This is a genomic window from Kitasatospora sp. A2-31 (genome assembly GCF_022288725.1).
Classification (GTDB): domain Bacteria; phylum Actinomycetota; class Actinomycetes; order Streptomycetales; family Streptomycetaceae; genus Kitasatospora.
In genome coordinates this window covers 5,894-26,342 of the sequence record NZ_JAKNTA010000016.1, presented here as the reverse complement: position 1 = coordinate 26,342, position 20,449 = coordinate 5,894, and the positions used below count along the sequence as shown (strand labels likewise).

The following is a 20,449-nucleotide window of genomic DNA, read 5'->3' as shown; positions in this document are numbered from 1 at the left end:
TTCGCGGACGGAGTTGCGGAGGAAGGCGAGGATCTCGGCGCCGGAGCGGGAGTCGAGGTTGCCGGTGGGTTCGTCGGCGAAGATGATGTCGGGCTTGCCGGCGAGGGCGCGGGCGCAGGCGACGCGCTGCTGCTGGCCGCCGGAGAGCTGGCTGGGGCGGTGGGAGAGGCGGCCGGAGAGGCCGACGGTGTCGACGACGCGGTCGAGCCAGGCCTTGTCGGCCTTGCGGCCGGCGATGTCCATCGGGAGGGTGATGTTCTCCAGGGCGGTGAGGGTGGGGAGGAGGTTGAAGGCCTGGAAGATGAAGCCGATGTGGTCGCGGCGCAGCTGGGTGAGCTGCTTGTCCTTGAGGCCGACGAGTTCGGTGTCGCCGATGGTGGAGGAGCCGGAGGAGACGGTGTCGAGGCCGGCCATGCAGTGCATGAGGGTGGACTTCCCGGAGCCGGAGGGGCCCATGATGGCGGTGAACTCGCCCTGGGCGAAGGCCACGGTGACGTCGTCGAGGGCGACGACGCGGGTCTCCCCCTCCCCGTAGACCTTGTTCAGGCCGGTGGCGCGGGCGGCCGCCCGGCCGGTACGGACGGCGGTTGCGGTCGACGTGGTCACGGGGGTGCTCCTTGGGATCGCGGGCTGCGGACGGCGCCGGGGACGGCTGGACGGCCGGGCCCCAGGGGGCTTCCGGCCGTACCTCCATGCTCCGCCGTGCGATCACGCGTTCTCGTCGCTCCGCCGAACGGTTGGCCTGACCGCCGCTGGGCGTACGCCCAGGTGGGGCCCTCATCCTCCGGTATGACACCGACCCTGACCGGAGTGCGGTGGCCGGATCCTGCGGTTTCCCTGGCCAAATCACGAACTGTTCGTCAGATGGCAAGGAAACATGACAACTTCCCCGCCTGGGAACATGCGAAAGAGCGATGCGGGCGACTAGGCTCAGGGGTGGCCTCGATGGAACGGAGCACCGGCTCCCGCCACCGCCGCGGCCGGTCCACAGGACGCCCGGATGGTGGAACGCAGACACGGGCAGCTTAAAACTGCTTGGCCGAAAGGCCGTGCCGGTTCGAGTCCGGCTCCGGGCACCGTTCCCGCGGGGGCGCCGATCCGGCGTCCCCGACGGGTGTTGTTCGACGGATCCTCCTCGCGGCGTATCCCGATTCCTTTGCCAAGCCATTACCCTTGTGCTTCGGGCGGTGCAGTGCCGCCACGGAGGGAATGAGCAATGAGAAGCAGCAACCCGGTCTTCTCGCGGGAGGGGTCCTTCACCCGCGAGTCCGGCTACGCGGGTTTCGGTACCACGCAGGCCCCGCAGGCCGGGAGCCCCTACGCCACCAACCCCTACGGCCAGAGCGGCCCGTACGACAACAACCCGTACGGCAACAACCCGTACGCCCAGCAGGCCCCGGGGCAGCAGCCGCTGACCGACGACCAGCTGGTGGAGATGTACCGCGCGCCCTCCGCCGGTCCGCTGGCGACGGGTCGGATGACGCTCGACGACGTGGTCGCGCGCACCGCGATGACGCTGCTCACCCTGGTCGCCGCCGGCGGCGTGGCGTGGTTCGCGCTGCCCGACCGCAACTTCGGGTTCGCCGTCGGCGCCTCGCTGATCGCCTTCGTGGTCGGCATGGTCATCTCGTTCAAGCGCAGCGTCAGCCCGCCGCTGATCCTGCTCTACGCGGGCCTGGAGGGCTTCGCGCTCGGCGCCGTCACCAAGGTGTTCAACACCATCTGGCCGGGCATCGCGATCCAGGCGGTGCTGGGAACGGCGGCGGTCTTCGCGGCGATGCTGATCGCCTACAAGACCGGCCGGATCCGCGTCACCCCGCGCTACACGCGGATCGGCATCGCGATCGCCATGGGCTTCGTGCTGCTGCTGTTCGTCAACATGATCGCCGCGATGTTCGGCGCGGACATGGGCCTGCGCTCCGGCCCGCTGGGCATCGTGGTCGGCCTGATCGGCATCGGCCTCGGCGCGTTCTTCCTCTCGCTGGACTTCGCGGCCATCGAGGAGGCGATCGCCCAGGGCGCCCCGCAGAAGGAGGCCTGGCGGGCCGCCTTCGGGCTCACCCTGTCGCTGGTCTGGATCTACGTCGAGATGCTGCGGCTGATCGCCATCCTGCGCGGCGACGACTGACCCCGCAGGACCTTCGCGCCGCAGGCCGTGTCCGGCCGGGGCGCGCTGCCGCCGGGCTCCGGAGCCGAGTGCTCCGGGGCCCGGCGGCTTTCGGGCCGGCCCGGGCTGGTTAGGCTCCCGGTATGCCCGAGACAGCCCCCCTCGTCGAAGCCGTCGACTCCCTGGCGGCCCGCCTCCGCTCGATGCCGCAGAGCCGCCTGCTGGGCCCGGTGCCCGGCCACCCCTCGCGGGCCGCGGCCGCGCTGGCGCTCGCCCGGTGGCTCGCGGCGGCCGCGCAGAGCGCCGAGGGCCACCCGCTGCGGGAGTTCCCGGACGCCGGCGCGTTCGTGGTCGGGGACCAGCTGGCGGTGGCGGGGCACGACCTGGCGGCCGCGCTGGCCGCGCTGCCCGCGGACGGGTCGGTGCCGCTCCCCGAGCCGCTGGGCGGGCCGGCGCCGGCCGCCGCGGTGCTCGCCGCGGCCCTGACCCGGGTGGCGGCCACCACCGCCCTCTGCACCTGACCCCGGGGCCCGCGGCCCCGGCCCGGAACCGCCCTCCGGGCGAGCGGGCGACTCCGCCCCGAGCTGCCCTCCCCGGCGAGCGGGCCACAACAGAACCGGCCGGATCGATAACCCCTTCGATCCGGCCGGCTTCGGCTGCGGCGGGTGCGGTCGGCCGTCGGCGGCCGCTCGGGTCAGATGCTGGCGACCACCCGGTCGGCGAGCACGTACACGGCGTCCTCGTCGGTGGAGAAGGTCAGCGAGTAGGAGCCGGAGAACCGGGAGCCGCCGAGCAGCCGGACGTCCTCGCCGGCGCGGACGGCGTCGATCAGCCGGTACGCGGCCTCGCGGTCGCCGGGGGCCACGCAGAGCGTGGTGCCGTCGGCGAAGGCGTACACGTCCAGGGTGCCGAGCGGGCCGGGGCGGACGTCCACCAGGGCGATGCGGTCCTCGGCCAGCGCGGTCAGCCGGGTGTCGGTCCACTCGCGGGACGGTGCCTGGCTCGGTACGAAGTCGGGGTGCGAGGGGTGGCGGCGCGGGTCCGGGGCGGCCGCCGGGGCCTCCTCGACGGTCGCGTCGGCGTCCAGCAGGCCGGCCTCCAGGCCGGTGGCGAGCAGGTCGGCCTCGCGGCGGGCCCGGGCGTCGCCGCCGGCCTCCGTGGCCGGGTGACCGGCCGGGTGGCCGGCCGCGGGATGGCCGGGCCGCAGCGGGGCGCCGCCGTCGGTGCCGGGCCCGGTGGGGGCGACGCCGCCCTCGTTGATCAGGTCCTCCAGCGCGGAGCGCAGCGCCTCGCCGAACTCCGGGTCCATCGTGCCGGCGTTGTCGACGGCGTCCTGAGGCCCGGTCGGGCGGGGGAAGAAGAGCGGCCACTCGTCGGTGGTGCCGAGCACGCTCGCGAACGGGGAGTCGAACAGCGGAGCGTCCTCGGCCGCGCGGGCCTCCTGCTCGGCCCAGAACGCCCGGGCCTCGGTGATCTCCCGCTCGCGGTCGGCGGCGAGGGCCTCGGCGACGGCGCGGCGTATCGCCGCCTCGTCGACCGGTGCGGGTGCGGCGGTGGCCGCGGCCTGCGCGTCCAGCTTGCGGGAGAGTCCCCGGAGGTGGAGCAGCACGGCGGTCGACACGGCGATCAGGATCAGCAGCAGGATGGTGTAGACGGCGCTCACGGAACGTACTCCTAGGGAGGAGTGGAACGGGGTTACGTCTCCACACTGCCGCATGCGGGGCTGTTACCGCAGTGGTGAATGTCTAATTTGTCCGCGACTTCCGCCCTTGTCCCCAAATTGTTAGGTAACACCGTTCTACGCTGCGGAGTTGATCCGCTCCGCACCGTCGATTTCCGGTCCGGAATCGAAAGAAAAGGGCCGGATCGACCTCGCGGTGTGATCCGGCCCTCAATTACTCTGCGTCACTCCAAACGGGTGGTCTGGACCCCCGGGGGTTGACGCGGACGTGCGGGGTGGGTAAGGAGCGGTTCAGCTGAGCCGCTCGATGACCATCGCCATGCCCTGGCCGCCGCCGACGCACATGGTCTCCAGGCCGAACTGCTTGTCGTGCCACTGCAGCGAGTTGATCAGCGTGGTGGTGATCCGGGCGCCGGTCATGCCGAACGGGTGGCCGACCGCGATGGCGCCGCCGTTGACGTTCAGCCTGTCGAGGTCGATGCCGAGGTCGCGGTAGGACGGGATGACCTGGGCCGCGAAGGCCTCGTTGATCTCGACCAGGTCGATGTCGCCGATGGTCAGCCCGGCGCGCTTGAGCGCCTGCTTCGAGGCCTCGACCGGGCCGTAGCCCATGATCTCGGGGGAGAGCGCGCTGACGCCGGTGGAGACCACGCGGGCGAGCGGGGTGATGCCGAGCTCGCGGGCCTTGGTGTCGGACATGATGACCAGCGCGGCGGCGCCGTCGTTCAGCGGGCAGCAGTTGCCGGCGGTGACGGTGCCGTCCGGACGGAACACCGGCTTCAGGCCGGAGACGCCCTCCACGGTGACGCCGGCGCGCGGGCCGTCGTCCTTGCTGACCACGGTCCCGTCCGGCAGCGTGACCGGGGTGATCTCGCGCTCCCAGAAGCCGGCCTCGATGGCGGCCTCGGCGAGGTTCTGCGAGCGGACGCCGAACTCGTCCTGCTCGGCGCGGGTGATGCCCTTGAGCGCGGCCAGGTTCTCCGCGGTCTGGCCCATCGCGATGTAGGCGTCGGGCAGCAGGCCGTCCTCGCGCGGGTCGTGCCACTCGCCGCCGCCCTCCTCGGCGCGCTTGGCGGTGCGGGCCTGGGCCTCGTCGAAGAGCGGGTTCATGGTGCCCGGCATGCCGTCCGAGGTGCCGTGGATGCTGCGCGAGACGGTCTCGACGCCGGCCGAGATGAAGACGTCGCCCTCGCCGGCCTTGATCGCGTGCAGCGCCATCCGGGTGGTCTGCAGCGAGGAGGAGCAGTAACGGGTGATGGTGGCACCGGGGAGGTAGTCCATGCCCATCTGGACGGCCACGATGCGGGCCAGGTTGTGGCCCTGCTCGCCGCCGGGCAGGCCGCAGCCCAGCATCAGGTCGTCGATCTCGCGCGGGTCGAGCTGGGGCACCTTGGCCAGCGCGGCGCCGATGACGTGCGCGGTCAGGTCGTCCGGGCGGACGTCCTTGAGCGAGCCCTTGAAAGCCCGGCCGATCGGCGAACGGGCGGCGCTGACGATGACGGCTTCGGGCATGGCGGGCTCCTCGCTGAGTGACCTTCGGACTGTCCTTCGGGCAGGGGCGCCCGGGCGGCCGGCCGACCGGGGCCGGGCGGGCGGGGACGTCCGGGAGGAAAGTTACCGCCTGGTAGGTCAGGCGTCACCCGCACCAGCGTGTGAGCTGGCCGACGTATTCCCGTCGACGGGGCTCCCGTCCACGTGGCCCCCGGCCGTGGGACCCGGGCCGGCGGCGCCCGCGCCGGCGGTGCTCCCGCTCGGAGCGCTCGTTCCGCTCGGAGCGCTTCCGTCCGGAGCGCTTCCGCCCGCGGCGGGATCGTCCGCGGGGGGGTCGTCTGCGGCGGGGTCGTCCGCGGTCGGGGGCCGGCCGGGCTCCCCGGCCGGCTCCACCGCCCAGGCGGCCGGCAGGCCGACCCGCAGCCGCTGCCGCAGCAGCGCCCAGCGCCGGACCGTGCCCTCGGCGCCGACCGCGGCCACCTCGGTGCCCGACCGGCCGGCCGCGGCCGCCGCGGCCACCGCCACCGGCAGCACCGACTCGCCCGGGACCTGGCCGGCGGGCCGCTCCTCCTCCGGCCAGAGGCCGAGCGCGGCGCAGACCGAGGGCAGGACGGCCATCGCCGCGGTCGCGTAGCCCTGGGCCGAGGGGTGGTAGCGGTCGGCCGCGAACATCTCCGGACGCGCCGCGAACTCCGGCCCGAGCAGCGAGCCGAGCGAGACCGTCCGACCGCCCGCCTCCACCACGGCGATGGTCTGCGCGGCCGCCAGCTGCCGGCTGAGCCGCCGGGCCACCCAGCGCAGCGGCGGGCGCACCGGCTTGATGGTGCCGAGGTCGGGACAGGTGCCGACCACCACCTCGCTGCCGTGGGCGCGCAGCGCCGCGACCGCCTCGCCGAGCTGGCGCACCGCGAGCTGGGCCGGGCTGTGCCGGGTGACGTCGTTGGCGCCGATCATGATCACGGTGATGTCGGGACGGTGCGGCAGGGCCAGCTCCAGCTGACCGGAGAGGTCGACGGAGCGCCCGCCGGAGAAGGCCACGTTGACCAGCCGGACCGGTCGTTCGGCCACCGAGGCCAGGCCGGCCGCGAGCAGCGCGCCCGGGGTCTCGCGGGCCCGCAGCACGCCCAGGCCGGCGGCGGTGGAGTCGCCGAGGAAGGCCAGGACCAGCGGGGGCTGGGGCTCGGTGCCGTCGGCGAAGGCCTCACCGTAGACGCCGTTGGCCTTGGGCGGGTCGCCCTCCAGCATGCCGATGGCCTGGATGGCCAGCTTGCTCTCCGTCAGCAGCACGCCGACCAGGCCGACCCCCAGCAGACCGAGCCCGCCGCTCCCGTACGCGGCCGCGGTGGCGATCCGGCGGGCCACCCGGGCCCGCGACTCCTGCGCCCCTGGCATCCGGTGCCCCCTTCACGTCGTCGTGCCGCCCCCGGCGGGGCATCTCCAGTGCACCTGATACACCCCTCCTACCCGCGTTGGCGGCGGCCTACGACGGGGGTGGGCCATTCGTGGCGGGGGGCGTGCGGCACCGATCCCCGGGGCCGGGGTGGGGCCGGGGCCGTGACGGGTGTGCCCTGGGGGAGGGCTGGGGCCGGTGGCACGCCCTAGGCTTTGCAGTACCGAAAGCACTCGCATGCCCACAGACCGGGAGGACCCCCGTGCGGTACCACAACTCGATCATCGACCTGGTCGGCAACACGCCGCTGGTCAAGCTGAACAAGGTCACCGAGGGCATCAGCGCGACCGTGCTGGCGAAGGTCGAGTACTTCAACCCCGGCGGCTCGGTGAAGGACCGGATCGCGATGCGCATGATCGAGGCCGCCGAGGCCTCGGGCGCGCTGAAGCCCGGCGGCACCATCGTCGAGCCGACCTCCGGCAACACCGGCGTCGGCCTGGCGATCGTGGCCCAGCAGAAGGGCTACAAGTGCATCTTCGTCTGCCCCGACAAGGTGTCCACCGACAAGATCAACACGCTGCGCGCGTACGGCGCCGAGGTGGTCGTCTGTCCGACCGCCGTCGCCCCCGAGCACCCGGACTCCTACTACAACGTCTCCGACCGCCTGGTCCGCGAGACGCCCAACGCCTGGAAGCCGGACCAGTACTCCAACCCGGACAACCCGGCCTCGCACTACTACTCCACCGGCCCGGAGCTGTGGGAGCAGACCGAGGGGAAGATCACCCACTTCGTGGCCGGCGTCGGCACCGGCGGCACCATCTCCGGCACCGGCAACTACCTGAAGGAGGTCTCCGGCGGCAAGGTCAAGGTGATCGGCGCCGACCCGGAGGGCTCGGTTTACTCCGGCGGCACCGGCCGCCCGTACCTGGTCGAGGGCGTCGGTGAGGACTTCTGGCCGACCGCCTACGACCGCAACGTCGCGGACGGGATCGTCGCCGTCTCCGACAAGGACTCGTTCCAGATGACCCGCCGCCTCGCCAAGGAGGAGGGCCTGCTGGTCGGCGGCTCCTGCGGCATGGCCGTGGTGGCCGCGCTGGAGGTCGCCCGCGACCTCGGACCGGACGACGTCGTGGTCGTGCTGCTGCCGGACGGCGGCCGCGGCTACCTGTCCAAGATCTTCAACGACGACTGGATGGCGGACTACGGCTTCCTGCCGTCGGCCACCGACGAGGCGCACATCGGCGAGGTGCTGGCCCGCAAGGACGCCATCGAGCACGAGGGCATCCCCCAGTTCGTCCACATGCACCCGAACGAGACCGTCGCCGAGGCGGTCCGGGTGCTGCGCGAGTACGGCGTCTCGCAGATGCCGGTGGTCTCCCCGGGCGCCGGGCACCCCGACATCATGGCCGGCGAGGTGATCGGCTCGGTGGTGGAGAAGCTGCTGCTGGAGGGCGTCTTCTCGAACGAGATCCAGCTGACCGACACGCTGGACAAGGTCATGTCCAAGCCGCTGCCGGTGGTCGGCTCGGGCGAGACCGTCACCAACCTGATGACCGTGCTGGAGAAGGCCGACGCCGCGGTGGTGCTGGTCGAGGGCAAGCCCCAGGGCATCGTCACCCGCCAGGACCTGCTGGGCTTCCTCGCCAGCCGGACCGGTCACTGACCCCGGGTCAGTCCCGATCCGCTCCGTGGCGGCTGAGGGTTCGTCCGCGGGCGAAGTGGTACACCGGCGTCACCTGCGCGCAGCACGCGCTTAACACGGCTCGTGCATCGTTGGGGTCAACGGCGAGACACCGAGCGAGGTGACGGCGACCGACCGGGAGCGGCTCCCCGGCGGGCGCGGTCGTCTCAGGACACGCAGGTCGGCCCTGATCCGGCCGGCCGTGTCCCCTCCGCGGGAGGCGCCGTCGTCCCGCTCCTGCCCGGCTCCAGCCGGTGTCAGGGTGCGGTGGCTCCCGCGGCAACCGCCGCGCCGTTCGGCGCGTCTCCGCGGCTCCCGGGTGGGGGAGCCACGGCGGAGGCGGCAGGGCCGGTCCTTCTCCGGAGGGGCCGGCCCTGCTGGTTGCCGGGGTGCCGCCGGTCGTCGGAGTGCCGCGGTGCGCGTCCGGGGTGCTGCCGTCCGGTGCCCGCGGGCGGTTTCCCGTACGCTCGCACGCATGACCAGCACTGACACGACCGGCCAGGACGCTCCGCGCTACGTCCGGCTCAGCATCGAGCTCATCGCCGAGATCACCGACGAGGGTGCGCTCAAGGCGGCCGCCCTGCAGCAGGTGGCGGACGACGAGTACCTCGACGACGACGAGCGCGCCCAGTCCGTCGAGGCCATCGAGGTGGACCCGTCGGGTTCGCTCGCCCACTTCATCGACCCGGTCGCCCTCCTCGGCGACGTCCCGGGTGTGGAGCTCGCCTCCGCGACCTGGGAGTCCGCCCAGACCGAGTTCGACCCGGAGGGCGAGGGCTGGGACGAGTACACGGTGGAGGAGTCCGCCGAGTAGCCGCTCGCCCGCCAAGGCTCATGAGCGCCCGACCTGCCCGTGCAGGTCGGGCGCTCTGTCCATATTTGGCATGTTTGGCGGTCAGTTGAGTAGGCTCATACCAACGTTTCCCGTTGGTGATGGAACCGTGAAGGGGCGGATTGCGTTCTTGTATCCGTAATGCCCGGGATGATCACAGGGCCGGGATGATCAGCAGGGAGAGCGCGACGTGACACCACGGGACGGGCGGGGCCGGCCGGCCGGCGGGCACTGGAGCCGGCGCGGCGTGCTGGCCGGGCTGATCGGCGCACCGGTGCTGCTGCTCGCGGCCTGCAACGACAGCAAGGGTGACGAGGTCGGCGACCCGGCCGGCGGGTCCGGCTCCGCGGGTGGATCCGGCTCCCCGGGGGCCGACGGGAGCGGGACGGCGGCGGGGTCGAGCAGCTCGCCGAGGACCTCGGCGGCCGTGATCACCGTGACGCCCGCCGACGGCGCCACCGCCGCGAGCTTCAGCGACCCGGTCAAGGTCACCGTCACCGGCGGCACGCTGGGCACGGTCAAGGTCGTCGACTCGGCCGGCAGGGCGCTGGCCGGCGAGCTCTCCGCGGACGGCACCGGTTGGACCTCCGCCACGGCGCCGGTCAGCGGCACCAAGTACACCGTCACCGCCACGGCCACCGACAAGGACCGGCTGGAGGCGAACGCCGACGCCACCTTCACCACCGCCACCCCGGCCAACACCTTCGTCGGCTACTTCACCCCCGAGGACGGCTCCGTCGTCGGCGTCGGCATGCCAGTCTCGATCAACTTCAGCAAGCCGGTCACCGACCGCCGGGCGGTCCAGCAGGCGATCACCGTCATAGCCGAGCCGGGCGTCGAGATCGTCGGGCACTGGTTCTCCAGCACCCGCCTCGACTTCCGGCCGCAGGAGTACTGGGCCAAGGGCACCGAGGTCACCCTCAAGCTCCGGCTGAAGGACGTCCAGGGCGCCAAGGGCGTCTACGGCACCCAGTCCAAGGACGTCCGCTTCACCGTCGGGCGTGCCCAGACCAGCGTCGCCGACCTCGCCGCGAAGAAGCTCACCGTCACCACCGACGGCCAGGTCAGCGCGGTGTACGCGATCTCCGGGGGCTCGTCCGAGTACCGGACCTGGGGCGGCAAGATGGTCATCTCCGAGCGGTTCCAGCAGACCCGGATGAACTCGCAGACCGTCGGCCTGGGCAGCGAGTACGACATCTCGGACGTGCCGCACGCCCAGCGGCTCACCACCTCCGGCACCTTCATCCACGGCAACTACTGGTCGCCGCCGTCGATCTTCGGCAGTCAGAACACCAGCCACGGCTGCGTCGGCCTGCAGGACGTCAAGGGCGCGCAGGACCAGGGCGCGGACGGCGCCAGGTTCTACCGGAGCTCGATGGTCGGCGACGTGGTCGAGGTGGTGAACTCCGGCGACAAGACGGTCGAGCCGTCCAACGGGCTGAACGGCTGGAACATGGGCTGGGCCGCCTGGAAGGCCGGCAGCGCGCTCTGAGCCCGGGGCCGGCCGGCACGCCCGCAGCCCGCAGCCCGCACGTTCGCAGCCCGCACGCCCGCCGCCCGCACGCCGCACGTCCGGAGGACACATCACGCCCCGCCGGACAGCAGCCCGGCGGGGCGGTGGGGGGACCCGGGCGGGGTCAGCGCTTGGCGTAGTCCACGAAGCCCTGCCAGTCGAGCGCGACGCACGGCTCGTCCCCGAGCACCCAGGCGTCGTGGCCGGGCGGGCAGATCATGAGGTCGCCGGGGCCGAACTCGGCCTCCTCGCCGTCGTCCATCACGATCTTCATCCGGCCGGAGAGCACGTACCCGATGTGCGAGGCCTGGCAGCTCTCGGTGCCCGCGATCGGCTTGATGTGCTTGGACCACTGCCAGCCGGGCTGGAAGACCGCCCGTCCGACCCCGCCGCCTTCCTGGTTGACCATGCGGAGTTCCCCCATGCCCGCCTCGAAGGGCCGGACCTCCTCGGGTTCGTCGAAGCTCTTGCGGATCAGACCGGCCATCGGTTCCTCCTCGGGACGGCGGCAGGCTCCGCCACCAGCAACGGTGAACGGAGCCGACCGGCTGGTCCTTCCAGTCTGCGCCGCGGACGCCCCCGCTGCCCGTCCGCTCAGCCCCCGGTGCGGGCCACCCCGATCGGGCAGCTTGCCCCAGTGCCGCCGAGGCCGCAGTAGCCGTTCGGGTTCTTGGCGTCGGACAGGTACTGCTGGTGGTACGGCTCGGCCGGGTAGAACGGGCCGGCCGGGGCGATCTCGGTGGTGATCGGGCCCAGGCCGATGGCGGTCAGCGCGGGTTGGAAGGCGTCCCGGGTGGCCACCGCGGCCGCCGCCTGGGCCGGTGAGTGGGTGTAGACGGCCGACCGGTACTGGGTTCCTACGTCGTTGCCCTGCCGGTTCCCCTGGGTCGGGTCGTGCGCCTCCCAGAAGGTCTTCAGCAGCCGCTCGTACGGGATCACCGCCGGGTCGAAGACCACCCGGACCGCCTCGGTGTGCCCGGTCAACCCGCTGCACACCTCGTCGTACGTCGGATGGGGGGTGAATCCGCCCTGGTAGCCCACCAGCGTCGTCCAGACGCCGGGCAGGCGCCAGAACGTGCGCTCGGCGCCCCAGAAGCAGCCGAGGCCGAAATCGGCCACTTCCAGCCCCTCCGGGTACGGGCCGGTGAGCGGGTTGCCGAGCACGGTGTGCGGCTCGCGCAGGGTGAAGGCCGGTGTCTCCCGGCCGGGCAGTGCCTGGTCGGCGGGGACGAGCGAGGTCTTGACGCGGTTGAACAGCACGGCCTGCTCCATCGGGTCGGGAAGGGTGGCGCAGGTTCCAACACGGACGGCGGCCCGCGGATTCCGGGCACCTCCGCCCTTCCGGGAGGCGCCCCCGCGTTCGCCCACTACGCTCGGACACATGACCGAGCACCAGCTTCCCCAGGGCTTCGAGACCCTCGCCATCCACGCGGGTCAGGAAGCAGACCCCCAGACCGGGGCCGTCGTCACGCCGATCTACCAGGTGTCCACCTACAAGCAGGACGGGGTGGGCGGCCTGCGGGGCGGCTACGAGTACAGCCGCAGCGCCAACCCGACCCGCACCGCGCTGGAGGAGTGCCTCGCGGCACTGGAGGGTGGCGCCCGCGGCCTCGCCTTCGCCTCCGGCCTCGCGGCCGAGGACACCCTGCTGCGCACCATCCTCAAGCCGGGCGACCACATCGTGATCCCCAACGACGCCTACGGCGGCACCTTCCGGCTGTTCGCCAAGGTCCTGACCCGCTGGGGCGTCGAGTTCTCCGTCGCCAACACCCAGGACCTCGCCACCGTCCGCGAGGCGCTGCGTCCCAACACCCGCGCGGTCTGGGTGGAGACCCCGTCCAACCCGCTGCTGGGCATCACCGACCTGACCGCGCTCGCCGAGATCGCGCACGGCGCCGGCGCGCTGCTGGTCGTCGACAACACCTTCGCCAGCCCGTACCTGCAGCAGCCGATCGCGCTCGGCGCCGACGCGGTCGTGCACTCCACGACCAAGTACATGGGCGGGCACTCGGACGTCGTCGGCGGCGCCCTGGTGCTGGCCGACGCGGCCCTCGGCGAGGAGGTCGCGTACCACCAGAACGCGATGGGCGCGGTCTCCGGCCCGTTCGACGCCTGGCTGGTGCTGCGCGGCATCAAGACCCTCGGCGTCCGGATGGACCGGCACAGCTCCAACGCCGAGCGGGTCGCCGAGCTGCTGGCCGGCCACCCCAAGGTCAGCCAGGTGCTCTACCCCGGCCTGCCGGAGCACCCCGGGCACGACATCGCCGCCAAGCAGATGAAGGCCTTCGGCGGCATGGTCTCCTTCCGCGTCAACGGCGGCGAGGAGGCGGCGGTCGAGGTCTGCAACCGCGCGCAGCTGTTCACCCTCGGCGAGTCGCTGGGCGGCGTCGAGTCGCTGATCGAGCACCCGGGCCGGATGACCCACGCCTCGGTGGCCGGCTCGGCCCTGGAGGTCCCCGCGGACCTGGTCCGGGTGTCGGTCGGCATCGAGTCGATCGACGACCTGCTGGCCGACCTGCAGCAGGCCCTCGGCTGACCCGGCCGGAGACGGTCAGGCGCCCTGCCGGCCCGCCGTGTACGACTCCATGGAGTGGTTGAAGCGGGCCAGCAGGGCGCAGAACGCGCGCTGCTCCTCGGGCGGCCAGTCGGCCAGCAGCCGGCGGGCCAGCTCGGCCCGCCCGGCCAGGACCTCGGCCAGCCGGCCGGCGCCGAGCGGGGTCAGCGCGAGCCGGACGGCGCGGCGGTCGGCCGGGTCCTGGACCCGGCCGACCAGGCCGGCCGCCACCAGCGGGGCGACCTGCCGGGTGACGGTGGAGGAGTCGACGCCGAGCGCGTCGGCGAGGGCCTTGACGTTGGCGGGCCCGTGCCGCTCCAGCCGGTCGAGCAGCAGGTAGGCGGCCCGGTCCAGGGCGCCCAGCCCGCCGGAGCTGCGGACCTGTTCCATCCGCCGGGCGAGCACCGCGAGCTGGTACTGGAGTTGGGTGTGCACGGGGTCGGTGCGGTCGGTGGCCTGGGGCGAGGGCGTCGTCATCGCGGCTCACGATCGTCGTGCGGTGAGAGAGGCTCAGAACCAGCAGCGTACGCGGCGCGGACGGGCCCGGGAACAGTACCGACGTCCCCGGCCGGCGGTGCCGTCCGCCGTAGGCTGGCGCCATGCACAGCTGGCCGATCACCATCGACGACGTCCGCGGCGCCCAGAAGATGCTCGCCGGGGTCGCCCGGGTCACGCCGATGGAGGGCAGCCGCCACCTCTCCGCGCTGATCGGCTCGCCGGTCCACCTGAAGTGCGAGAACCTGCAGCGCACCGGCTCGTTCAAACTGCGCGGGGCGTACGTGCGGATCGCGGGGCTCTCGCCGGTGCAGCGGGCGGGAGGCGTGGTCGCGGCGAGCGCCGGCAACCACGCCCAGGGGGTCGCGCTGGCGGCCTCCCTGCTCGGGGTGCACTCGACGGTCTTCATGCCGGTGGCCGCGCCGCTGCCCAAGGTCGCGGCGACCCGCGAGTACGGCGCCGAGGTCCGGCTGCACGGTGCCACCGTGGACGAGGCGCTGCTGGCCGCGCAGCGGTACTCGGAGGCGACCGGCGCGGTGTTCATCCACCCCTTCGACCACTGGGACGTCGTCACCGGCCAGGCCACCGTCGGCCTGGAGATCCTGGAGCAGTGCCCGGAGGTGCGCACCGTCCTGGTCGGGGTGGGCGGTGGCGGGCTGCTGGCCGGGATCGCGGCGGCGGTGAAGCCGCTGCGCCCGGACGTCCGGGTGATCGGGGTGCAGGCGGCGGGCGCGGCCGCGTACCCGCCCTCGCTGATGGCGGGGCGCCCGGTCTCGCTGGAGCACTTCGCCACCATGGCGGACGGGATCATGGTCGGCCGGCCCGGGGACATCCCGTTCGAGGTGGTCAACACGCTGGCGGACGGGGTCCGGACGGTCTCCGAGGACTCGATCTCCCGCGCCCTGCTGCTCGGACTGGAACGGCTGAAGCTGGTGGTGGAGCCGGCCGGGGCCAGCCCGGTGGCGGCCCTGCTGGAGCATCCGGACGCCTTCGAGGGCCCGGTGGTGGCGGTGCTCTCCGGCGGCAACATCGACCCGCAGCTGATGCAGCGGGTGCTCCGGCACGGCCTGGCGGCGGCCGGCCGCTACCTGTCGCTGCGGGTGCGGCTGGCGGACAAGCCGGGCTCGCTGGCCGACCTGCTCGGGGTGCTGACCCGGCTGGACGCGAACGTGCTGGACGTCGCGCACGTGCGGATCGACCCGCGACTGGGGCTGGCCGAGGTGGAGGTGGACCTCCACCTGGAGACCAAGGGGCCGGAGCACTGCGCGGCGGTGGTCGGCGAACTGCGCGACGCGGGGTACGTCGTCTCCCGGTAGGCATCCCGTTCCCCGTCCGCCTCCCGGTTGTCAGTGGTCCCTGCCACGATGGCGGAGCTCCGACCCTTGACGCGATATATCGCGTGCTGCCAGACTCGCGATACATCGCGTTCTGTGGCGGCATGGTGAAAACCGGGTCGCCCGCTCGCCTCGGTCCGGGGCAGAGTGGGACAGATCGCTCATATCGTCCGAGGAGATGAGGCAGGCCCATGGCGCCAGCCATCCAAGCCGAGAACCTGGTGAAGACCTTCGGCGACGTACGAGCCCTGGACGGCGTCAGCCTGGACGTCCCCGAGGGCACGGTGCTCGGGCTGCTCGGCCCGAACGGCGCCGGCAAGACCACCACCGTGCGCGTCCTCACCACCCTGCTCCGCCCCGACTCCGGCCGCGCCACGGTGGCCGGCGTCGACGTGCTCAAGCACCCGAACCGGGTCCGCAGCCTGATCGGACTCTCCGGCCAGTACGCCGCGGTCGACGAGTACCTGACCGGGTTCGAGAACCTCCAGATGGTCGGCGAGCTCTACCAGATGCGCGCCCGCGACGCGAAGGCGCGCGCGCTGGAGCTGCTGGAGTGGTTCAACCTCACCGAGGCCAAGGACCGCACCGCCAAGACCTACTCCGGCGGCATGAGGCGCCGGCTCGACCTCGCCGCCGCGCTGGTCGTCCGGCCGCCCGTGATGTTCCTGGACGAGCCGACCACCGGTCTCGACCCGCGCAACCGGCTCGCGCTCTGGGAGGTCATCGAGACCCTGGTCGAGCAGGGCACCACGCTGCTGCTCACCACGCAGTACCTGGAGGAGGCCGACCGGCTCGCCCACGACATCGCCGTGGTCGACCACGGCCGGGTGATCGCCCGCGGGACGGCCGACCGGCTCAAGGCGCAGATCGGCGGCGAGCGGATCGAGGTCGTGGTGCACCGAGCCGACCTGGTCGCCGACGCCGTCTCGGCGCTCTCCGCCTACGCCATCGGCGAGCCGGCGGTGGAGAAGAACACCCGCAGGATCACCGTGCCGGTCAGCGGCGGCGCCAAGGTGCTAGCGGACGCCATCCGCGAGCTGGACGCGCGCTCGATCGAGATCGACGACATCGGTCTGCGCCGGCCCACCCTGGACGACGTCTTCCTCTCCCTCACCGGCCACGCCACCGAGGCCGAGGACGAGGGCGGCACCACCGGCAAGGGCGGCCGGGGCCGCGGGCACGGCAAGGGCCGAGCCGGCGACGACGGAGAGGGCGGTCAGGGCCCCGACAAGCAGGCCGTCGCGGCCGGCAAGGAGCTGTGAGATGACGACCGCCACCGAGCACGCCATCGGCGGGGCGATGCCCAAGCAGCGCCGGGGCGCGGCCGCCACCCTGCACGACTCCTGGGTGGTCGCCAAGCGGAACCTGCGCCGGATGACCAGGATCCCCGAGATCGTGGTGTTCGGGCTCATGCAGCCGGTGATGTTCGTGCTGCTGTTCTCCTACGTCATGGGCGGGGCCATCCAGATCCCCGGGACGCAGGCCAGCTCCGACACCTACATCCAGTTCCTGATGGCGGGCATCTTCGCCCAGACCGTCACTTTCGCCACCGCCGGCGCCTCGGCCGGCATCGCCGAGGACATGACCAAGGGCCTGGTGGACCGGTTCCGCTCGCTGCCGATGGCCCGCTCCGCCGTGCTGGTCGGCCGCACTCTGGCGGACCTCTGCCAGACGGCCTTCACCCTGGTGGTGCTCGCCGTGGTGGCGCTGGCGGTCGGCTGGCGGATCCACGACGGCGTCCTGTCGGCGCTGGGCGCGTTCGGGCTGCTGCTCCTGCTCGGCTACGCCTTCTCCTGGATCGGCGCGCTGATCGGCCTCTCGGTGCGCAGCCCCGAGGCGGCCACCTCGGCCGGGCTGATCTGGCTCTTCCCGCTGACGTTCATCTCCAACGCCTTCGTGCCGATCAGCTCGATGCCGGGCTGGCTGCAGCCGATCGCCTACTGGAACCCGTTCAGCGCCACCGTGCAGGCCTGCCGTGACCTCTTCGGCAACCAGGTCGGCCCGGTGGACTCCGCCTGGCCGATGCAGCACGCCGCGCTGGTGTCGGTGCTCTGGTCGGTGCTGATCACCGTGGTCTTCTCCTGGCTGTCGGTGCGCAAGTACCGCTCGGCCGCGGGCTGACGCCCGGCGTCCCGCGGGGGTCGGTCGCCCGCGAGGGCCGGACGCATGACGCCGGACGCACGAGGGCGGCCGCGGAGCCATGGGCTCCGCGGCCGCCCTCGATGTGTGCGGGGCTCAGCCGTTGTGCGGCTTCACGTCGGTGATCTTGACCGAGGCCTGCTTGCCGTTGGGCAGCTCGTAGTCGGCCTCGTCGCCCACCTTCTTGCCGTCGATGGCGCGGCCCAGCGGGGACTGCGGCGAGTAGATGTCCAGGTCGTCGCTGCCGGCCATCTCCCGCGAGCCGAGCAGGAAGGTCATCGTGTCGTCCTCGTCGCCGTCGAAGGCGACCGTGACGACCATGCCCGGGGCCACCACGCCCGAGTCCGCGGGGGCCTCGCCGACCTTGGCGCGCTCCAGGAGCTGGGTGAGCTGGCGGATGCGCAGCTCGTACTTGCCCTGCTCCTCCTTGGCGGCGTGGTAGCCGGCGTTCTCCTTGAGGTCACCCTCTTCGCGCGCCGCCTCGATCTTCTGGGCGATCTCGATGCGCCAGGTGCCGGTCAGGTGGTCCAGCTCGGCCTTGAGCTGGTCGTAGCCGGCCTGAGTGAGCCAGGTCACGTGGTCGCTGGTCTGGGTCACAGGTGCTCCTCGTAGGTGCTGGGGCTGTGCTGAGGGTGTGAGTCGTCAGCAGGTCGGTGGTCGAGATATCGGTGGTGGAGATATCGGTCGTAACTACAAAGCAACGCCCGCTCCCGTACCTCTAGGTGCGGAAGGGGCGAAACCACGAGCCTAACAACTCCCGCCGACAAGCGGGAGGGCCGTTGGCGTGCCGTTGACGGTGGCGTTGCGCCGAGATGTACAGGAGCCGGTCCGCAGGACTCCTCTACGGATTCCCGCTCTCCAGATCGAATATGCGCCCGCCCGGCGGCGGCGCGCCGACGATCACCCGGCCGGGACGCCCTGCGGACCGGTCCGCAGGGCGTCCGCCCTGCTCCGGGCCCCCGTGCCCGGGGCCACCTTTCCGCCGGGTCACATGGCCGGCGTCACTTGGCGGGGGTGCAGCCCAGCAGCTCGGCGGTGGTGCCGCGGGCGGTCGTCCGCAGGCTCACCCAGGCGTCGTAGCTGGAGCCGCCGGCCGGGACGGGGAAGTCCGCCACGCCGACCACCGCGCCGTCCGCGCCCTGCGAGCGGACGGTGCAGCTGCCGGAGGTGCCGTCGCTCTTGCGCACGGCCAGGTGGAGCTTCATCTCCCCGTCCGAGACCGCCTCGAAGGTCGGCACGAGCCCGTTCATCGTGGTCTCGCGGATCAGGTAGGAGCCGCCGAGCCAGGCCAGCAGGCCCAGCGCGACCACGGCGCAGACCGCGCCCACCGCCTTGAGGCGGCGGTCCGACTCGCGGTCGTCGCGTCGGCCGTAGCGCCCCTCGGGCAGCTGCGGGGTGGTGGTGCCTGCGGTCATCGGGCTCGTTCCTCTCCTGCGAGGGCCTGCTCCCGGCCCGGGGCCGGGCGACGCCCCGGTGATGCCGGGGGAATGCGACGCTCCTCCAGTCCGTCACTATAGGAGGGGCACGCCCGCGGCCGGTCCGGCGGGGGCGGGGCTCGGCCGTGTCGGCGGCGCGGCGGCTGACCGCCGCGGCGCGCTCTCCGGCCGGTCCCGCGGTGACGCGGCCCCGAACCGAGCGGCTCAGACCGATGGGCGGACCGGCCTTGCGGGCGGGACGCCCGGACATTGTGGAAGGAACGCACGCGTTGACTGAGCAGTTGCGACTGATGGCGGTGCACGCCCACCCGGACGACGAGTCCAGCAAGGGCGCGGCCACCATGGCCATGTACGTCGACCAGGGGGTGGACGTGCTGGTGGCCACCTGCACCGGGGGGGAACGCGGGTCGGTCCTCAACCCCAAGCTGCAGGGGCGGCCGGAGATCGAGGAGAACATCCACGAGGTCCGGCGCAAGGAGATGGACGAGGCCCGCGCGATCCTCGGGATCAAGCAGGCCTGGCTGGGCTTCGTCGACTCGGGCCTGCCCGAGGGCGACCCGCTGCCGCCGCTGCCGGAGGGCTGCTTCGCCCTGCAGGACGTCAAGGAGGCGGCCGAGCCGCTGGTCCGGCTGATCCGCGAGTTCAAGCCGCAGGTCATCACGACCTACGACGAGAACGGCGGGTACCCGCACCCGGACCACATCATGACCCACAAGATCACCATGCTGGCCTTCGACGCCGCCGGTGACCCGGACGCCTACCCGGACGCCGGCGAGCCCTGGCAGCCGCTGAAGCTCTACTACAACCACGGCTTCCCGATGGGCCGGATCCGCGCCCTGCACGCCTACCTCACCGAGCACGGCCTGGAGTCGCCCTACGGCGAATGGATCGCGGGCTGGGAGAAGAGCGGCCGCAAGGAGCGCGAGATCACCACCCGGGTCCGCTGCGAGGACTGGTTCGAGACCCGGGACCGGGCGCTGATCGCGCACGCCACCCAGATCGACCCGGACGGCCCGTGGTTCCGCGTCCCCCTCGACGTCCAGCGCGAGGTCTGGCCCACCGAGGACTACGAGCTGTCCCGCACCCTGATCGACGTCGACCTGCCGGAGGACGACCTGTTCGCCGGCCTGCGCACCCCCAGCCTGGCGGCCGAGGCCGCCGACACGCGCGACTGAACCGCCCCCCGGTGGCCCGGCTCCCCGTGGGCCGGGCCACCATAGAGATATGAGTGCCCCCGTGAACCTCACCCACCTCGCCGCCGAGCTCGCCCTCGACGAGACCAAGGTGACCCCCGGCCTGCTGGGCTTCGTGGTCTTCGCCGCCCTCGGCGTGGCCACCTGGTTCCTGGCGAAGTCGATGAACCGCCAGTTCAAGAAGGTGGACTTCGTCGAGGAGCCCGAGGTCAGCAACGGAACCGTTGGAGAGGCGTCGTCGGGGCACTGAACAGGGCGAACGGGCTCCCCATGTTTCCCCATGAATCCCCGAGGCTCCCCGGACAAAGCCTCCCTGCACACTCCCTGCGGCACGGCTCCTCCCTGAGGACTCCCTGGGTTCTCCCTGCCTCTGGGCGCACGAGCCGCCCCGCACCCCTCCACTTGGGGGGTACGGGGCGGCGTCGAGGGGCGGGTAGGATCCGGATGCCTCCCAGCAATGAGGGTTCCTACCGCAGCCCCTTGAATTCCCGCCCCTCAGCGCCCGATGCAAGCGGGCACTGCGGGGCGGGAGCACGTGGAGCGGCGCGAGCCGCTAGCCCCAGACCGAGTCCGCGAGGGTCGCGGTCGGTGCCGGGGTCGGGT

Annotated in this window: 19 protein-coding genes, 1 tRNA gene and 1 pseudogene; 12 read left to right on the top strand and 9 right to left on the bottom strand. The window is 72.6% G+C overall.

Annotation, left to right across the window (positions count from 1 at the left end; all coding sequences use genetic code 11):
• Nucleotides 1-606 (bottom strand): ABC transporter ATP-binding protein (locus MCM47_RS32570; protein ID WP_238949640.1); only part of this gene is annotated, 606 nt, incomplete at its 3' end.
• Nucleotides 607-994: 388 nt separating this feature from the next.
• On the opposite strand from MCM47_RS32570, the gene MCM47_RS32565 reads away from it, so the two are divergent.
• The 3 genes from MCM47_RS32565 to MCM47_RS32555 all read left to right on the top strand — a co-directional run bounded on the left by MCM47_RS32565 (nt 995) and on the right by MCM47_RS32555 (nt 2,628).
• Nucleotides 995-1,076 (top strand) — tRNA-Leu (locus tag MCM47_RS32565).
• Between the two features lie 140 nt (nt 1,077-1,216).
• Entirely contained in the window at nt 1,217-2,128 is a 912-nt protein-coding gene (locus MCM47_RS32560) for a Bax inhibitor-1/YccA family protein (protein ID WP_238949637.1), read from the top strand.
• A gap of 122 nt (nt 2,129-2,250) precedes the next feature.
• Nucleotides 2,251-2,628, top strand: a complete 378-nt coding sequence (locus MCM47_RS32555; RefSeq protein WP_238949634.1) for a hypothetical protein — start codon at nt 2,251-2,253, stop codon at nt 2,626-2,628.
• A gap of 173 nt (nt 2,629-2,801) precedes the next feature.
• On the opposite strand, the gene MCM47_RS32550 is transcribed toward MCM47_RS32555, so the two are convergent.
• From MCM47_RS32550 to MCM47_RS32540, 3 genes and pseudogenes are all read right to left on the bottom strand, one after another.
• Nucleotides 2,802-3,770 (bottom strand): hypothetical protein, encoded by a 969-nt coding sequence (locus MCM47_RS32550; protein ID WP_308222542.1) that lies wholly within the window; start codon nt 3,768-3,770, stop codon nt 2,802-2,804.
• A gap of 309 nt (nt 3,771-4,079) precedes the next feature.
• Nucleotides 4,080-5,300: an acetyl-CoA C-acetyltransferase gene (locus tag MCM47_RS32545; protein ID WP_238949632.1), complete on the bottom strand. Its 1,221-nt coding sequence runs from the start codon at nt 5,298-5,300 to the stop codon at nt 4,080-4,082.
• Nucleotides 5,301-5,654: 354 nt separating this feature from the next.
• Nucleotides 5,655-6,671, bottom strand: a pseudogene (locus MCM47_RS32540) (SGNH/GDSL hydrolase family protein); the annotation flags it as partial.
• Between the two features lie 260 nt (nt 6,672-6,931).
• Here MCM47_RS32540 and MCM47_RS32535 point away from each other — a divergent pair.
• From MCM47_RS32535 to MCM47_RS32525, 3 genes are all read left to right on the top strand, one after another.
• Entirely contained in the window at nt 6,932-8,332 is a 1,401-nt protein-coding gene (locus MCM47_RS32535; protein ID WP_238949629.1) for a cystathionine beta-synthase, read from the top strand.
• A gap of 493 nt (nt 8,333-8,825) precedes the next feature.
• Nucleotides 8,826-9,164, top strand: coding sequence for a hypothetical protein (locus MCM47_RS32530; protein WP_238949627.1), 339 nt, complete (start codon nt 8,826-8,828; stop codon nt 9,162-9,164).
• Nucleotides 9,165-9,372: 208 nt separating this feature from the next.
• Complete coding sequence (locus tag MCM47_RS32525; protein ID WP_238949616.1) at nt 9,373-10,674, top strand: Ig-like domain-containing protein; 1,302 nt, start codon at nt 9,373-9,375, stop codon at nt 10,672-10,674.
• Between the two features lie 145 nt (nt 10,675-10,819).
• Here the strand turns inward: MCM47_RS32525 and MCM47_RS32520 are convergent, their stop codons facing one another.
• Together MCM47_RS32520 and msrA are read right to left on the bottom strand one after the other, a co-directional pair.
• Nucleotides 10,820-11,182 (bottom strand): cupin domain-containing protein, encoded by a 363-nt coding sequence (locus MCM47_RS32520; RefSeq protein WP_238949614.1) that lies wholly within the window; start codon nt 11,180-11,182, stop codon nt 10,820-10,822.
• 107 nt (nt 11,183-11,289) lie between these two features.
• Nucleotides 11,290-11,955 carry a peptide-methionine (S)-S-oxide reductase MsrA gene (gene msrA / locus MCM47_RS32515; protein WP_238949613.1) on the bottom strand — a complete coding sequence of 222 codons (666 nt, stop codon included), beginning with the start codon at nt 11,953-11,955 and terminating at the stop codon, nt 11,290-11,292.
• A 121-nt stretch (nt 11,956-12,076) separates the two neighbouring features.
• On the opposite strand from msrA, the gene MCM47_RS32510 reads away from it, so the two are divergent.
• Complete coding sequence (locus tag MCM47_RS32510) at nt 12,077-13,231, top strand: cystathionine gamma-synthase (protein ID WP_238949612.1); 1,155 nt, start codon at nt 12,077-12,079, stop codon at nt 13,229-13,231.
• A 15-nt stretch (nt 13,232-13,246) separates the two neighbouring features.
• Here MCM47_RS32510 and MCM47_RS32505 read toward each other — a convergent pair whose 3' ends face one another.
• Entirely contained in the window at nt 13,247-13,726 is a 480-nt protein-coding gene (locus MCM47_RS32505; RefSeq protein WP_238949611.1) for a MarR family winged helix-turn-helix transcriptional regulator, read from the bottom strand.
• 122 nt (nt 13,727-13,848) lie between these two features.
• Between MCM47_RS32505 and ilvA the strand changes: the two genes are divergently transcribed.
• The 3 genes from ilvA (at nt 13,849) to MCM47_RS32490 (ending at nt 17,199) form a co-directional block, all read left to right on the top strand.
• Nucleotides 13,849-15,060, top strand: coding sequence for a threonine ammonia-lyase (gene ilvA, locus MCM47_RS32500; protein ID WP_238949610.1), 1,212 nt, complete (start codon nt 13,849-13,851; stop codon nt 15,058-15,060).
• 209 nt (nt 15,061-15,269) lie between these two features.
• Entirely contained in the window at nt 15,270-16,340 is a 1,071-nt protein-coding gene (locus tag MCM47_RS32495; protein ID WP_238949609.1) for an ATP-binding cassette domain-containing protein, read from the top strand.
• Nucleotide 16,341: 1 nt separating this feature from the next.
• The gene (locus MCM47_RS32490; protein WP_238949608.1) at nt 16,342-17,199 is read left to right on the top strand and encodes an ABC transporter permease; all 858 of its coding nucleotides are present in this window, start codon (nt 16,342-16,344) and stop codon (nt 17,197-17,199) included.
• A gap of 114 nt (nt 17,200-17,313) precedes the next feature.
• Here the strand turns inward: MCM47_RS32490 and greA are convergent, their stop codons facing one another.
• Together greA and MCM47_RS32480 are read right to left on the bottom strand one after the other, a co-directional pair.
• On the bottom strand, nt 17,314-17,814 hold the full coding sequence (gene greA / locus MCM47_RS32485) for a transcription elongation factor GreA (protein WP_238949607.1): 501 nt from the start codon (nt 17,812-17,814) through the stop codon (nt 17,314-17,316).
• Between the two features lie 404 nt (nt 17,815-18,218).
• Nucleotides 18,219-18,632 carry a DUF4307 domain-containing protein gene (locus MCM47_RS32480; protein ID WP_238949605.1) on the bottom strand — a complete coding sequence of 138 codons (414 nt, stop codon included), beginning with the start codon at nt 18,630-18,632 and terminating at the stop codon, nt 18,219-18,221.
• Between the two features lie 290 nt (nt 18,633-18,922).
• On the opposite strand from MCM47_RS32480, the gene mca reads away from it, so the two are divergent.
• A complete protein-coding gene (gene mca / locus MCM47_RS32475; protein WP_238949604.1) occupies nt 18,923-19,828 on the top strand; it encodes a mycothiol conjugate amidase Mca in 906 nt (301 codons plus the stop codon).
• A gap of 49 nt (nt 19,829-19,877) precedes the next feature.
• Nucleotides 19,878-20,096, top strand: a complete 219-nt coding sequence (locus tag MCM47_RS32470) for a hypothetical protein (RefSeq protein WP_238949603.1) — start codon at nt 19,878-19,880, stop codon at nt 20,094-20,096.
• The last annotated feature ends 353 nt before the right edge of the window (nt 20,097-20,449 follow it).